Source organism: Cedecea sp. NFIX57 (assembly GCF_900177785.1).
Taxonomy (GTDB): domain Bacteria; phylum Pseudomonadota; class Gammaproteobacteria; order Enterobacterales; family Enterobacteriaceae; genus Cedecea; species Cedecea neteri_C.
The window spans coordinates 1-14,751 of record NZ_FXAS01000041.1; the positions used below are offsets into that span (position 1 = coordinate 1).

Below are 14,751 nucleotides of genomic sequence, written 5' to 3' on the forward strand. Positions count from 1 at the left end.
GAGATGGTAATGCCAGGCGACAACATCAAAATGGTTGTTACCCTGATCCACCCAATCGCGATGGACGACGGTCTGCGTTTCGCAATCCGTGAAGGCGGCCGTACCGTTGGTGCTGGTGTTGTTGCTAAAGTTATCGCTTAATCGCTGATAACATTTGACGCAATGCACAAGAAGAGGGCATCATTTGATGCCCTTTTTGTACGCTTTCGAACCAGAACCTGGCTCATCAGTGATTTTTTACCGATAATCATTGCTGAGACAGGCTCTGAAGATGGCGTTTATGCCGGGTAGTGTCTGAAAAGAGCGATTCGGTTTGGTTGCCTCGCCTGCGCGGGGCAAAAATGTTTGTCTGATTTATTGTGACAGGTTGGTTTATGAGTGCGAATACCGAAGCTCAAGGGAGCGGGCGTGGCCTCGAAGCGATGAAGTGGCTGGCAGTAGTCGTTTTGCTGCTCGTGGCAATCGTGGGCAACTACATTTATCGTGATATCACTCTGCCGCTCCGTGCACTGGCTGTGGTCATTCTGATTGCAGCGGCAGGTGGTGTTGCACTGCTGACGGTTAAAGGCAAAGCGACCGTAGCCTTTGCTCGCGAAGCGAGAACTGAAGTACGCAAGGTGATTTGGCCTACTCGCCAGGAAACTCTGCACACCACTTTAATCGTGGCCGCGGTTACCGCTGTGATGTCACTGATTCTGTGGGGGCTGGATGGTATTCTGGTCCGCCTGGTATCTTTTATTACTGGCCTGAGGTTCTGAGATGTCTGAAGCCCCTAAAAAGCGTTGGTACGTCGTTCAGGCGTTTTCCGGTTTTGAAGGTCGTGTAGCTACGTCGCTGCGCGAACACATCAAACTCCACAATATGGAAGAGCTGTTCGGCGAAGTTATGGTTCCAACCGAAGAGGTTGTTGAAATCCGTGGCGGCCAACGTCGTAAAAGCGAACGTAAATTCTTCCCTGGCTATGTTCTGGTCCAGATGGTGATGAACGACGCAAGCTGGCACCTGGTACGTAGCGTTCCGCGTGTAATGGGTTTCATCGGCGGGACTTCCGATCGTCCAGCGCCAATCAGCGATAAAGAAGTTGATGCGATCATGAACCGCCTGCAGCAGGTTGGTGATAAGCCGCGTCCGAAAACGTTGTTTGAACCAGGTGAAATGGTCCGTGTTAGCGATGGTCCGTTTGCTGACTTCAATGGTGTCGTGGAAGAAGTGGATTACGAGAAGAGCCGTCTGAAGGTTTCCGTTTCTATCTTTGGCCGTGCAACACCGGTTGAACTGGATTTTGCTCAGGTGGAAAAAGCCTGATAATTTGATCGTTTAAGCAGCGATTATTCATTGCACAGGGCGCGAAATTGGCATACAATTCCGCGCCTTTTGTTTTTATGTGTCCAATACACATAAGACGTTTATTCACGGGGAGCCTTCTTGAGGCGCTATTACCCAATCAGAGGATTTTAGAATGGCTAAGAAAGTACAAGCCTACGTCAAGCTGCAGGTTGCAGCTGGTATGGCGAACCCAAGTCCACCAGTTGGTCCAGCTCTGGGTCAGCAGGGTGTGAACATCATGGAATTCTGTAAAGCGTTCAACGCAAAAACTGAATCCCTGGAAAAAGGTCTGCCAATTCCGGTTGTTATTACCGTTTACGCTGACCGTTCTTTCACTTTCGTTACCAAAACCCCTCCAGCAGCAGTTCTGCTGAAGAAAGCGGCTGGTATCAAGTCTGGTTCCGGTAAGCCGAACAAAGACAAAGTGGGTAAAGTTTCCCGCGCTCAGCTGCAGGAAATCGCGCAGACCAAAGCTGCCGACATGACTGGTTCCGACATTGAAGCGATGACTCGCTCCATTGAAGGTACTGCACGTTCCATGGGCCTGGTAGTGGAGGACTAAGAAATGGCTAAACTGACCAAGCGCATGTCCGTGATCCGTGACAAAGTTGATGCTACCAAACAGTACGACATCAACGAAGCTATCGCTCTGCTGAAAGAACTTGCTACCGCTAAGTTCGTTGAAAGCGTTGACGTTGCTGTTAACCTGGGCATCGATGCTCGTAAATCTGACCAGAACGTTCGTGGTGCAACTGTACTGCCACACGGTACTGGCCGTTCCGTTCGCGTAGCCGTATTTGCTCAGGGTCCTAACGCTGAAGCAGCTAAAGCTGCTGGCGCAGAGCTGGTAGGTATGGAAGATCTGGCTGACCAGATCAAGAAAGGCGAAATGAACTTCGACGTTGTTATCGCATCTCCAGATGCAATGCGCGTTGTTGGCCAGCTGGGCCAGGTTCTGGGCCCACGCGGCCTGATGCCAAACCCGAAAGTTGGTACCGTAACGCCTAACGTTGCTGAAGCAGTTAAAAATGCTAAAGCAGGTCAGGTTCGTTACCGTAACGACAAAAACGGCATCATCCACACCACCATCGGTAAAGTGGACTTTGACGCTGACAAACTGAAAGAAAACCTGGAATCTCTGCTGGTTGCGCTGAAAAAAGCAAAACCATCTCAGGCTAAAGGCGTGTACATCAAGAAAGTTAGCATCTCCACCACCATGGGTGCAGGTGTTGCGGTAGACCAGGCTGGTCTGAACGCAGCGGCGAACTAATAATCGCCTTTACGCGGGCGAAAGATTAGTCTAATATCTTACGCCCGTTGTTCTGTTTATGCAGAACACAAAGAATTTTCGGTTGGAGCCTGGCCTTATCCAGGCCTCCGTCCAAGACCGCAGGTGTTTCGCAAGAAACTTAATTCCCTGCGTAGACGGTGACAGAACCTGAAGAATATTTTAGATAGTCTTTAGCTTGTTTCTGCTCACCGTATGTAGACGCGTTTTTCCATTGTGGTTAAGCGCGAAGTGAGTTCCGGGACTTCTGTCCCGGCTAAAACCCAGGAGCAAAAGCTAATGGCTTTAAATCTTCAAGACAAACAAGCGATTGTTGCTGAAGTCAGCGAAGTAGCCAAAGGCGCGCTGTCTGCAGTAGTTGCGGATTCCCGTGGCGTTACTGTTGACAAAATGACCGAACTGCGTAAAGCAGGTCGCGAAGCCGGCGTTTACATGCGTGTTGTTCGTAACACCTTGCTGCGCCGTGTTGTTGAAGGTACTCAGTTCGAGTGCCTGAAAGACGCGTTCGTTGGTCCGACCCTGATTGCATACTCTATGGAACACCCGGGCGCTGCTGCTCGTCTGTTCAAAGAGTTCGCTAAAGCGAATGCAAAATTTGAGGTCAAAGCCGCTGCCTTTGAAGGTGAGCTGATCCCGGCGTCCCAAATCGACCGCCTGGCAACTCTGCCGACCTACGAAGAAGCAATTGCACGCCTGATGGCAACCATGAAAGAAGCTTCGGCTGGCAAACTGGTTCGTACTCTGGCTGCTGTACGCGATGCAAAAGAAGCTGCTTAATCGCAGTTTTCTTTATCAAGTATTCGCTTACGTATAAACTTATTCTGATATTCAGGAACAATTTAAATGTCTATCACTAAAGATCAAATCATTGAAGCAGTATCCGCTATGTCCGTAATGGACGTTGTAGAACTGATCTCTGCAATGGAAGAAAAATTCGGTGTTTCTGCTGCTGCTGCTGTAGCTGTTGCTGCTGGCCCAGCTGAAGCTGCTGAAGAGAAAACTGAGTTCGACGTTATTCTGAAAGCTGCTGGCGCTAACAAAGTTGCCGTAATCAAAGCAGTTCGTGGCGCAACTGGCCTGGGTCTGAAAGAAGCTAAAGACCTGGTTGAGTCTGCACCAGCTGCGCTGAAAGAAGGCGTGAGCAAAGACGACGCTGAAGCTCTGAAAAAATCTCTGGAAGAAGCTGGCGCTGAAGTTGAAGTTAAATAAGCCAACCCTTCCGGTTGCAGCCTAAGTAATTAGGCTGATGGCTGGTGACTTTTTAGTCACCAGCCTTTTTGCGCTGTAGGGTACCAGTAGCGTTTCACACTGTTTGACTGCTGGTTTCCATTCAATGCATGTCTCTATCGACGCCTTAATATACTGCGACTTTCTACGCCGGGAGTTCCGGGGTAAAGCGCAATGAAATGGTTTAAGAGTGATAGAAACAGGTATTGCGGGAAGTGTTCCACTTTCCGGTCCACAAAATAGTGTTGCATAAACTGCCCCTTTCGACGGGCAGATGGGTCGACTTGTCAGCGAGCTGAGGAACCCTAATGGTTTACTCCTATACCGAGAAAAAACGTATTCGTAAGGATTTTGGAAAGCGTCCACAAGTACTGGACATTCCTTATCTCCTTTCTATCCAGCTTGACTCGTTCCAGAAGTTTATCGAGCAAGATCCCGAAGGACAGTACGGCCTGGAAGCTGCTTTCCGCTCCGTATTCCCGATCGCAAGCTACAGCGGCAACTCCGAGCTGCAGTATGTGAGCTATCGCCTGGGCGAACCTGTATTTGACGTTAAAGAATGTCAAATCCGTGGCGTGACGTATTCTGCTCCGCTGCGTGTGAAACTGCGTCTGGTGATCTACGAGCGCGAAGCGCCGGAAGGCACCGTTAAAGACATCAAAGAACAAGAAGTGTACATGGGCGAGATTCCGCTCATGACCGACAACGGGACCTTCGTTATCAACGGTACTGAGCGCGTTATCGTTTCTCAGCTTCACCGTAGCCCGGGTGTGTTCTTCGACAGTGACAAAGGTAAGACCCACTCTTCAGGGAAGGTGCTGTATAACGCACGTATCATCCCTTACCGTGGTTCCTGGCTGGACTTCGAATTCGACCCGAAAGACAACCTGTTCGTGCGTATTGACCGTCGCCGCAAACTGCCTGCGACCATCATCCTGCGTGCACTGAACTACACCACTGAGCAGATCCTTGACCTGTTCTTTGAGAAAGTTAATTTCGAAATCCGTGACAACAAGCTGCAGATGGAGCTGGTACCGGAGCGCCTGCGTGGCGAAACCGCGTCCTTCGATATCGAAGCTGACGGCAAAGTGTACGTTGAAAAAGGCCGCCGTATCACCGCGCGCCACATTCGCCAACTGGAAAAAGACGATATCAAACATATCGAAGTTCCTGTTGAGTACATTGCCGGTAAAGTTGCGGCTAAAGACTACGTTGATGCTTCTACCGGCGAACTGATTTGCCCGGCGAACATGGAACTGTCTTTGGACCTGCTGGCCAAACTGAGCCAGTCAGGCCACAAGCGTATCGAAACGCTGTTCACCAACGACCTGGATCACGGCCCGTACATTTCTGAAACTGTACGCGTCGACCCAACCAACGACCGCCTGAGCGCGCTGGTTGAGATCTACCGCATGATGCGCCCTGGTGAGCCACCAACACGCGAAGCAGCTGAAAGCCTGTTTGAGAATCTGTTCTTCTCCGAAGACCGCTACGATTTGTCTGCGGTAGGCCGTATGAAGTTCAACCGTTCTCTGCTGCGTGAAGAGATTGAAGGTTCCGGTATCCTGAGCAATGACGACATCATCGAAGTCATGAAAAAGCTCATCGATATCCGTAACGGCAAAGGCGAAGTGGATGACATCGACCACCTCGGCAACCGTCGTATCCGTTCCGTAGGCGAAATGGCGGAAAACCAATTCCGCGTTGGCCTGGTACGTGTTGAGCGTGCGGTGAAAGAGCGTCTGTCTCTGGGCGATCTGGATACCCTGATGCCTCAGGATATGATCAACGCCAAGCCAATCTCTGCGGCAGTGAAAGAGTTCTTCGGTTCCAGCCAGCTGTCTCAGTTCATGGACCAGAACAACCCGCTGTCTGAGATTACGCACAAACGTCGTATCTCCGCGTTGGGCCCAGGTGGTCTGACCCGTGAGCGCGCGGGCTTCGAAGTACGTGACGTACACCCAACCCACTACGGTCGTGTGTGTCCAATCGAAACCCCTGAAGGTCCAAACATCGGTCTGATCAACTCCCTGTCCGTGTACGCACAGACTAACGAATACGGTTTCCTTGAGACTCCGTATCGTCGCGTTGTTGACGGCGTTGTGACTGACGAAATTCATTACCTGTCTGCTATCGAAGAAGGTAACTACGTCATCGCTCAGGCGAACACCAACCTGAACGAAGAAGGCCGTTTCGTAGATGACCTGGTAACCTGCCGTAGCAAAGGCGAATCCAGCTTGTTCAGCAACGACCAGGTTGACTACATGGACGTTTCCACCCAGCAGGTGGTTTCCGTCGGTGCGTCCCTGATCCCGTTCCTGGAACACGATGACGCCAACCGTGCGTTGATGGGTGCGAACATGCAACGTCAGGCGGTTCCAACTCTGCGCGCTGATAAGCCGCTGGTTGGTACCGGTATGGAGCGTGCTGTAGCCGTTGACTCCGGTGTTACTGCCGTAGCGAAACGTGGCGGTACCGTTCAGTACGTTGATGCATCCCGTATCGTTATCAAAGTTAACGAAGACGAGATGTACCCAGGCGAAGCGGGTATCGACATCTACAACCTGACTAAGTACACCCGTTCTAACCAGAACACCTGCATCAACCAGATGCCGTGTGTGTCCCTGGGTGAGCCAATTGAACGTGGCGACGTGCTGGCTGATGGCCCGTCTACCGACCTCGGTGAACTGGCGCTTGGTCAGAACATGCGCGTAGCGTTCATGCCTTGGAACGGTTACAACTTCGAAGACTCCATCCTCGTTTCCGAGCGTGTTGTTCAGGAAGACCGTTTCACCACCATCCACATTCAGGAACTGGCTTGTGTGTCTCGTGACACCAAACTGGGGCCAGAAGAGATCACCGCTGACATCCCTAACGTGGGTGAAGCTGCGCTCTCCAAACTGGATGAATCCGGTATCGTGTACATCGGTGCTGAAGTGACCGGCGGTGATATTCTGGTTGGTAAGGTAACGCCGAAAGGTGAAACCCAACTGACCCCAGAAGAAAAACTGCTGCGCGCAATCTTCGGTGAGAAAGCGTCTGACGTTAAAGACTCTTCCCTGCGCGTACCAAACGGCGTTTCCGGTACTGTTATCGACGTTCAGGTCTTCACCCGCGATGGCGTGGAAAAAGACAAACGTGCGCTGGAAATCGAAGAGATGCAGCTGAAGCAGGCTAAGAAAGACCTGTCTGAAGAACTGCAGATCCTCGAAGCGGGTCTGTTCAGCCGTATCTATGCCGTGCTGGTTTCCGGTGGCGTTGAAGCTGACAAGCTCGACAAACTGCCACGTGACCGCTGGCTGGAACTGGGCCTGACCGACGAAGAGAAGCAAAACCAGCTGGAACAGCTGGCAGAGCAGTACGACGAGCTGAAACACGAGTTTGAGAAGAAACTCGAAGCTAAGCGCCGCAAAATCACTCAGGGCGATGACCTGGCACCTGGCGTGCTGAAAATCGTGAAAGTTTATCTGGCCGTTAAACGTCAGATTCAGCCTGGTGACAAGATGGCAGGTCGTCACGGGAACAAAGGTGTTATCTCCAAGATCAACCCGATCGAAGATATGCCATACGATGAAAACGGCACGCCGGTAGACATCGTACTGAACCCGCTGGGCGTACCGTCTCGTATGAACATCGGTCAGATCCTGGAAACCCACCTGGGTATGGCTGCGAAAGGCATTGGCGAGAAGATCAACGCCATGCTGAAACAGCAGCAGGAAGTCGCGAAACTGCGCGAATTCATCCAGCGTGCCTACGATCTGGGTACTGACGTACGTCAGAAAGTCGACCTGAACACCTTCAGCGATGATGAAGTTCTGCGTCTGGCTGAAAACCTGCGTAAAGGTATGCCTATCGCAACGCCGGTCTTCGACGGTGCGAAAGAAGCCGAAATTAAAGAGCTGCTGCAACTCGGCGGTCTGCCATCTTCTGGCCAGATCACCCTGTTCGACGGCCGTACCGGTGAGCAGTTTGAGCGTCAGGTAACCGTAGGTTACATGTACATGCTGAAACTGAACCACCTGGTCGACGATAAGATGCACGCGCGTTCTACCGGTTCTTACAGCCTGGTTACTCAGCAGCCGCTGGGTGGTAAGGCTCAGTTCGGTGGTCAGCGCTTCGGTGAGATGGAAGTGTGGGCGCTTGAAGCATATGGCGCTGCATATACCCTGCAGGAAATGCTGACCGTTAAGTCTGATGACGTGAACGGCCGTACCAAGATGTATAAGAACATCGTGGATGGCAACCATCAGATGGAACCGGGCATGCCGGAATCCTTCAACGTTCTGTTGAAAGAGATCCGTTCGCTGGGTATCAACATCGAGCTGGAAGACGAGTAATCGTTGCTCAAAAGGTCCAGGGTGCCCGGCTAACGCCGGGCATCACAGAGTGCTAACTCCGACGGGAGCAAATCCGTGAAAGACTTATTAAAGTTTCTGAAAGCGCAAACTAAAACCGAAGAGTTTGATGCGATCAAAATTGCTCTGGCATCGCCAGACATGATCCGTTCATGGTCTTTCGGTGAAGTTAAAAAGCCGGAAACCATCAACTACCGTACGTTCAAACCTGAGCGTGACGGTCTGTTCTGCGCCCGTATTTTTGGGCCAGTGAAAGACTATGAGTGCCTGTGCGGTAAGTACAAGCGCCTGAAGCACCGTGGTGTCATTTGTGAGAAGTGTGGCGTAGAAGTTACCCAGACTAAAGTTCGTCGTGAGCGTATGGGCCACATCGAACTGGCTTCTCCAACTGCCCACATTTGGTTCCTGAAGTCTCTGCCATCTCGTATCGGCCTGCTGCTGGATATGCCGCTGCGTGATATCGAGCGCGTGCTGTACTTTGAATCTTATGTTGTTATCGAAGGCGGGATGACCAACCTCGAGCGCCGTCAGATCCTGACTGAAGAGCAGTATCTGGATGCGCTGGAAGAGTTCGGTGACGAATTCGATGCGAAGATGGGTGCGGAAGCTATTCAGGCCCTGCTGAAGAGCATGGATCTGGAGCAAGAGTGTGAAACTCTGCGCGAAGAGCTGAACGAAACCAACTCCGAAACCAAACGTAAAAAGCTGACCAAGCGTATCAAGCTGCTGGAAGCGTTCGTTCAGTCTGGTAACAAACCAGAGTGGATGATCCTGACCGTTCTGCCGGTTCTGCCGCCAGATCTGCGTCCGCTGGTACCGCTGGATGGTGGTCGTTTCGCAACCTCAGATCTGAACGATCTGTACCGTCGCGTTATCAACCGTAACAACCGTCTGAAACGTCTGCTTGATCTGGCGGCTCCTGACATCATCGTACGTAACGAAAAACGTATGCTGCAGGAAGCGGTAGATGCCCTGCTGGATAACGGCCGTCGCGGCCGCGCCATCACCGGCTCTAACAAACGTCCTCTGAAATCTTTGGCCGACATGATCAAAGGTAAGCAGGGTCGTTTCCGTCAGAACCTGTTGGGTAAACGTGTTGACTACTCCGGTCGTTCTGTAATCACCGTAGGTCCATACCTGCGTCTGCATCAGTGCGGTCTGCCGAAGAAAATGGCACTGGAGCTGTTCAAACCGTTCATCTACGGCAAGCTGGAACTGCGTGGCCTCGCGACCACCATCAAAGCTGCTAAGAAAATGGTTGAGCGTGAAGAAGCTGTCGTTTGGGATATCCTGGACGAAGTTATCCGCGAACACCCGGTACTGCTGAACCGTGCACCAACCCTGCACCGTTTGGGTATCCAGGCATTTGAACCTGTTCTGATCGAAGGTAAAGCTATCCAGCTGCACCCGCTGGTTTGTGCGGCATATAACGCCGACTTCGATGGTGACCAGATGGCAGTACACGTTCCACTGACGCTTGAAGCTCAGCTGGAAGCGCGTGCGCTGATGATGTCTACCAACAACATCCTGTCCCCAGCGAACGGCGAGCCAATCATCGTTCCTTCTCAGGACGTTGTATTGGGTCTGTACTACATGACCCGTGACTGTGTTAACGCCAAAGGCGAAGGCATGGTGCTGACTGGCCCTAAAGAAGCTGAGCGTATTTATCGCGCTGGCCTGGCCTCTCTGCATGCGCGCGTTAAAGTGCGTATCACCGAATACGAAAAAGATGCTCAGGGCACATTCGTTGCGAAAACCAGCCTGATCGACACCACCATTGGTCGTGCGATTCTGTGGATGATCGTACCGAAAGGTCTGCCTTTCTCCATCGTCAACCAGGCGCTGGGTAAAAAGGCTATCTCTAAGATGCTGAACACCTGTTACCGTATTCTGGGCCTGAAACCGACCGTTATTTTTGCGGACCAGACGATGTACACCGGCTTTGCTTATGCAGCGCGTTCAGGTGCATCCGTTGGTATTGATGACATGGTCATCCCGGAGAAAAAATACGAGATCATCAGCGAAGCGGAAGCTGAAGTTGCTGAGATCCAGGAACAGTTCCAGTCCGGTCTGGTTACCGCTGGCGAACGCTATAACAAAGTTATCGATATCTGGGCTGCGGCGAACGATCGTGTATCCAAAGCGATGATGGATAACCTGCAAACCGAAACCGTGATTAACCGTGACGGCGTCGAAGAGCAGCAGGTTTCCTTCAACAGCATCTACATGATGGCCGACTCCGGTGCGCGTGGTTCTGCAGCACAGATTCGTCAGCTGGCCGGTATGCGTGGTCTGATGGCTAAGCCAGATGGCTCCATCATCGAAACGCCAATCACCGCGAACTTCCGTGAAGGTCTGAACGTACTCCAGTACTTCATCTCCACTCACGGTGCTCGTAAAGGTCTGGCGGATACCGCACTGAAAACAGCGAACTCCGGTTACCTGACTCGTCGTCTGGTAGACGTTGCCCAGGATCTGGTCGTTACTGAAGACGACTGTGGCACCCTGGAAGGCATCACCATGACGCCAGTTATCGAAGGTGGCGACGTTAAAGAGCCGCTGCGCGATCGCGTACTGGGTCGTGTGACTGCTGAAGACATTCTGAAGCCTGGTACTGCGGATATCCTGGTTCCACGCAACACGCTGCTGCACGAACAGTGGTGTGACCTGCTGGAAGCTAACTCTGTTGACAGCGTGAAAGTCCGTTCCGTAGTAGGTTGCGAAACTGACTTTGGCGTGTGTGCTCACTGCTACGGTCGCGACCTGGCACGTGGTCACATCATCAACAAAGGTGAAGCTATCGGGGTTATCGCGGCACAGTCCATCGGTGAACCTGGTACACAGCTGACGATGCGTACGTTCCACATCGGTGGTGCGGCATCCCGTTCTGCTGCTGAATCCAGCATTCAGGTTAAGAACAAAGGTAGCATCAAACTCAGCAACGCTAAGTCGGTTGTGAACTCCAGCGGTAAACTGGTTATCACTTCTCGTAACACCGAGCTGAAGCTGATCGACGAATTCGGTCGTACCAAAGAGAGCTATAAAGTGCCTTACGGTGCTGTGATGGCGAAAGGTGATGGCGAGCAGGTTGCCGGCGGTGAAACCGTAGCAAACTGGGATCCACACACCATGCCGGTTATCTCGGAAGTGAGTGGTTTCATTCGCTTTACCGATATGATCGACGGCCAGACCATTACTCGTCAGACCGACGAGTTGACCGGTCTGTCCTCTCTGGTCGTTCTGGACTCTGCTGAGCGTACTGCGGGTGGTAAAGACCTGCGTCCTGCTCTGAAAATCGTTGATGCTAAAGGCAACGACGTTCTGATCCCAGGCACCGATATGCCGGCTCAGTACTTCCTGCCTGGTAAAGCGATTGTTCAGCTGGAAGATGGTATTCAGATCAGCTCCGGTGACGCCCTGGCGCGTATTCCACAGGAATCCAGCGGTACCAAGGATATTACCGGTGGTCTGCCACGCGTTGCTGACCTGTTCGAAGCCCGTCGTCCGAAAGAGCCGGCAATCCTGGCTGAAATCAGCGGTGTCATTTCCTTCGGTAAAGAAACCAAAGGGAAACGTCGTCTGGTTATCACCCCGGTAGACGGTAGCGAGCCGTACGAAGAGATGATTCCGAAATGGCGTCAGCTTAACGTGTTCGAAGGCGAGCGTGTTGAACGTGGTGACGTTGTTTCCGATGGTCCAGAGTCTCCGCATGACATCCTGCGTCTGCGTGGCGTGTACGCTGTAACTCGTTACATCACTAACGAAGTACAGGACGTTTACCGTCTGCAAGGCGTTAAGATTAACGATAAACACATCGAAGTTATCGTTCGTCAGATGCTGCGTAAAGCCACCATCGTTAACGCAGGCAGCTCCGACTTCCTGGAAGGCGAGCAGGCTGAATACTCCCGCATTAAGATCGCTAACCGCGAACTGGATGCGAACGGTAAGATCAACGTGACCTTTGCACGCGATCTGCTGGGTATCACCAAAGCCTCTCTGGCAACCGAGTCCTTCATCTCCGCGGCATCGTTCCAGGAGACCACTCGAGTGCTGACCGAAGCAGCCGTTGCGGGTAAACGCGACGAACTGCGCGGCCTGAAAGAGAACGTTATCGTGGGTCGTCTGATCCCGGCCGGTACCGGTTATGCGTACCACCAGGATCGTATGCGTCGCCGTGCAGCGGGTGAAATCCCTGCGGCACCTCAGGTGACTGCTGAAGACGCTTCTGCCAGCCTGGCAGAGCTGCTGAACGCAGGCCTGGGCGGTAACGACGAGTAATCGTGCGATACGCCTGAAATAAAAAACCCGCTTCGGCGGGTTTTTTTATGCCTGAAACCGGTAAAAAAACAGGTCCTCGATCGTGTTTCAGGACGATTCGCCTGGCGAAGACAAACAGAATGCCGCTCTGTTTACTTCACCGGAGAATCACAATGTCACGGATCTTTTTCCTTTTTAGTTTGTTCTGCATGTTTAGCCAAACGGCTTATGGTGAAACCGCTTTTCGCCAGCGCCTACTGGATGAACAGGGTGCCCGGCCTCTTGAAATGGCCGTTTGGTATCCGACCCGGCAGACGGGTAATCCAGAGCTTGTTGGCGATAACGTTGTATTTATGGGGACTCACGCGTTACTGAACGCCACCCCGGACAATGAAGTGCACCCGTTGTTGCTGCTCTCCCATGGGTATGGCGGTAGCTGGCGCAATCTGAACTGGCTGGCAAGTCTGATGGCCGCTCAGGGTTATATTGTTGCGGCGGTGAATCACCCCGGGACAACATTTGGCAATAAAAATGAGGCCGAAGCGCAACGGCTTTGGCAGCGTCCCCAGGATCTCCGGCGAGTATTGGATGCATTGATGACCTCGCCAGACATTGCCGGGAAGATCGATCCGCAGCGCATCGCGGCCGTAGGGCATTCATTAGGCGGTTGGACAGTGATAGAACTGGCTGGTGGGCGGTTTGACGCTGATCGGTTCTTGCAGGATTGTAAACTGCATTCAGTATTGTCTGGCTGTAAACTGCTGCACACCTTAGGGATAGACCGGCAGGAATCAGCGATGCCATTGTCGAAAGACGCTCGCGATCCGCGTATAAAAGCCATTGTCTCGCTCGATCTTGGCCTGGCCCGAGGTTTTTCACCCGCCAGCCTGGCGCAAATAGCAATCCCCGTTTTGGTCATGTCTGCCCAGTCAGACAGCGAAGAGTTACCTGCCAGTCTCGAGTCGGCTTATCTGGCACGTTATATTCCTCAAAAACAGCGCCGCGATGTTAGCGTCCCGGGGGCGACGCACTTCAGCTTTATGCAATTATGTAAGCCAGGAGCTACCGAACTTATTGAGCAAGCAAACCCGGGCGAAGGCATTGTCTGCCAGGATGGTGGCTCCGTCAGTAGAGCTGCCATCCATGCTTCTCTTGGTCGTGAGATCGGCGAATTTGTTAATCAGGCACTGGATTTTCACCCGCGAAACGCCGGAAGTCCGTCGGGGTTGACCCACTAAGGCGGGCAAATTCTTTATTGAAGTGAGATTTTGTTGAGAAACCTGAGTCCAGCATGATTTGGGTCACGGGGATACGGGTATTTCGCAACAGCGCCTGAGCGTGCCTGACGCGAAACCCGTTGACCCACTGAGAGACATTACAGCCGCAGATCTGATTTACGGCCCGTGAAAGCTGCCGTGGCGCTATCCCGGATGCTTTTCCGATGAGGCTGAGCGTAATGTCGGGATCAAGAAACAGATTATCTTCTAAAAGGGTTTTCTCAATATGATGATATAGCTCCGCCAGCGCCTCGTCATTATGCTCCGGTACGGCGTCTTTCTGAGCGCTAAGCACCTTTGGTGGTGGGGCCATTTGGCTCTTAAATACAACAGCCATGCCGATAAACGGCAGTAGCAGCGTCTGGGATAGCGCCACCAATATCGGAGCCTGCACACCTTCAAAAAAATGAAAATCTACCGCTATTGCGAAATCAATTCCGCCGGAAAAACAAAGAAAACAACCTGCGAAAAAAGCCATTGATGCTGTGATGTTAGCGTCGCTTAATCGGCTGAAAATAAAGGTATCAACGCCCTGGTGGGATATTTTGATCAAGGCAGAGCCATATCCGATGAACAAGAACATCAATGCAATATCCGTCATCGCTGGCGCCGCGAGATTCACGATCAGCGCTGAAACAGGAGCAAGCCAGTAGGCTGCGTGTTTTGGCCCACCGCGCTGCCTGGGCAGGCTGGCGAAGCAGTACCAGGCCAGTGGCGGAAGTGCAATTGCGGCCAGAGACTGGAGCTGGCGCAGAATGACGGCATCAAACGTCCACCGTAACGCCGACATTAGGATCAGGATTGCACATCCCGAGAGGAATATCGCTGCATTACGGTATTCCGCATGCCTGGAAAACAGGATCTTCAACAGTAGAAGAAGGAGAACAGTTAACGTGTAAAAAGGCAGTGGGATAGCGGGCATAGTAATCTCTGTCGATGCAGCTCAAGGCTTTATGCAGTGTTATGCCACAAAACAAGGCGAAAGGCAGATCTCGACTTTTAGCAGTAGACGTAGATGAAA

The 14,751-nt window shown here is 52.2% G+C and carries 10 protein-coding genes and 1 pseudogene; 10 read left to right on the plus strand and 1 reads right to left on the minus strand.

Annotated features, from left to right (window positions below; all coding sequences use genetic code 11):
- The 10 genes and pseudogenes from tuf to B9Y90_RS22825 all read left to right on the plus strand — a co-directional run.
- Positions 1–141: pseudogene (gene tuf / locus B9Y90_RS22775) on the plus strand (elongation factor Tu); the annotation flags it as partial.
- A gap of 233 nt (positions 142–374) precedes the next feature.
- Positions 375–758 carry a preprotein translocase subunit SecE gene (gene secE / locus B9Y90_RS22780; RefSeq protein WP_008460146.1) on the plus strand — a complete coding sequence of 128 codons (384 nt, stop codon included), beginning with the start codon at positions 375–377 and terminating at the stop codon, positions 756–758.
- A gap of 1 nt (position 759) precedes the next feature.
- The gene (nusG, locus tag B9Y90_RS22785) at positions 760–1,305 is read left to right on the plus strand and encodes a transcription termination/antitermination protein NusG (RefSeq protein ID WP_002438628.1); all 546 of its coding nucleotides are present in this window, start codon (positions 760–762) and stop codon (positions 1,303–1,305) included.
- Positions 1,306–1,459: 154 nt separating this feature from the next.
- On the plus strand, positions 1,460–1,888 hold the full coding sequence (gene rplK, locus B9Y90_RS22790; RefSeq protein WP_008460147.1) for a 50S ribosomal protein L11: 429 nt from the start codon (positions 1,460–1,462) through the stop codon (positions 1,886–1,888).
- A gap of 3 nt (positions 1,889–1,891) precedes the next feature.
- On the plus strand, positions 1,892–2,596 hold the full coding sequence (gene rplA, locus B9Y90_RS22795) for a 50S ribosomal protein L1 (protein ID WP_039289255.1): 705 nt from the start codon (positions 1,892–1,894) through the stop codon (positions 2,594–2,596).
- Positions 2,597–2,893: 297 nt separating this feature from the next.
- Entirely contained in the window at positions 2,894–3,391 is a 498-nt protein-coding gene (rplJ, locus tag B9Y90_RS22805; protein WP_002438625.1) for a 50S ribosomal protein L10, read from the plus strand.
- A 66-nt stretch (positions 3,392–3,457) separates the two neighbouring features.
- Positions 3,458–3,823 (plus strand): 50S ribosomal protein L7/L12, encoded by a 366-nt coding sequence (gene rplL, locus B9Y90_RS22810; RefSeq protein ID WP_000028882.1) that lies wholly within the window; start codon positions 3,458–3,460, stop codon positions 3,821–3,823.
- 326 nt (positions 3,824–4,149) lie between these two features.
- Complete coding sequence (gene rpoB / locus B9Y90_RS22815) at positions 4,150–8,178, plus strand: DNA-directed RNA polymerase subunit beta (protein ID WP_039289256.1); 4,029 nt, start codon at positions 4,150–4,152, stop codon at positions 8,176–8,178.
- Positions 8,179–8,253: 75 nt separating this feature from the next.
- A complete protein-coding gene (gene rpoC, locus B9Y90_RS22820) occupies positions 8,254–12,474 on the plus strand; it encodes a DNA-directed RNA polymerase subunit beta' (protein ID WP_039289257.1) in 4,221 nt (1,406 codons plus the stop codon).
- Between the two features lie 152 nt (positions 12,475–12,626).
- Positions 12,627–13,691, plus strand: coding sequence for an alpha/beta hydrolase family protein (locus B9Y90_RS22825; RefSeq protein WP_085542722.1), 1,065 nt, complete (start codon positions 12,627–12,629; stop codon positions 13,689–13,691).
- On the opposite strand, the gene B9Y90_RS22830 is transcribed toward B9Y90_RS22825, so the two are convergent.
- Positions 13,630–14,652 carry a helix-turn-helix domain-containing protein gene (locus B9Y90_RS22830; protein WP_085542723.1) on the minus strand — a complete coding sequence of 341 codons (1,023 nt, stop codon included), beginning with the start codon at positions 14,650–14,652 and terminating at the stop codon, positions 13,630–13,632. The two genes, B9Y90_RS22825 and B9Y90_RS22830, sit on opposite strands and share 62 nt — an antisense overlap.
- Between the last annotated feature and the right edge of the window lie 99 nt (positions 14,653–14,751).

What these genes read in the sequence shown, in the direction of transcription:
- rpoB (WP_039289256.1), top strand. Translation starts at nt 4,150, where the DNA reads ATGGTTTACTCCTATACCGAGAAAAAACGTATTCGTAAGGATTTTGGA.
- B9Y90_RS22830 (WP_085542723.1), bottom strand. Translation starts at nt 14,652, where the DNA reads ATGCCCGCTATCCCACTGCCTTTTTACACGTTAACTGTTCTCCTTCTT.
- nusG (WP_002438628.1), top strand. Translation starts at nt 760, where the DNA reads ATGTCTGAAGCCCCTAAAAAGCGTTGGTACGTCGTTCAGGCGTTTTCC.
- rplA (WP_039289255.1), top strand. Translation starts at nt 1,892, where the DNA reads ATGGCTAAACTGACCAAGCGCATGTCCGTGATCCGTGACAAAGTTGAT.
- B9Y90_RS22825 (WP_085542722.1), top strand. Translation starts at nt 12,627, where the DNA reads ATGTCACGGATCTTTTTCCTTTTTAGTTTGTTCTGCATGTTTAGCCAA.
- secE (WP_008460146.1), top strand. Translation starts at nt 375, where the DNA reads ATGAGTGCGAATACCGAAGCTCAAGGGAGCGGGCGTGGCCTCGAAGCG.
- rplJ (WP_002438625.1), top strand. Translation starts at nt 2,894, where the DNA reads ATGGCTTTAAATCTTCAAGACAAACAAGCGATTGTTGCTGAAGTCAGC.
- rplL (WP_000028882.1), top strand. Translation starts at nt 3,458, where the DNA reads ATGTCTATCACTAAAGATCAAATCATTGAAGCAGTATCCGCTATGTCC.
- rplK (WP_008460147.1), top strand. Translation starts at nt 1,460, where the DNA reads ATGGCTAAGAAAGTACAAGCCTACGTCAAGCTGCAGGTTGCAGCTGGT.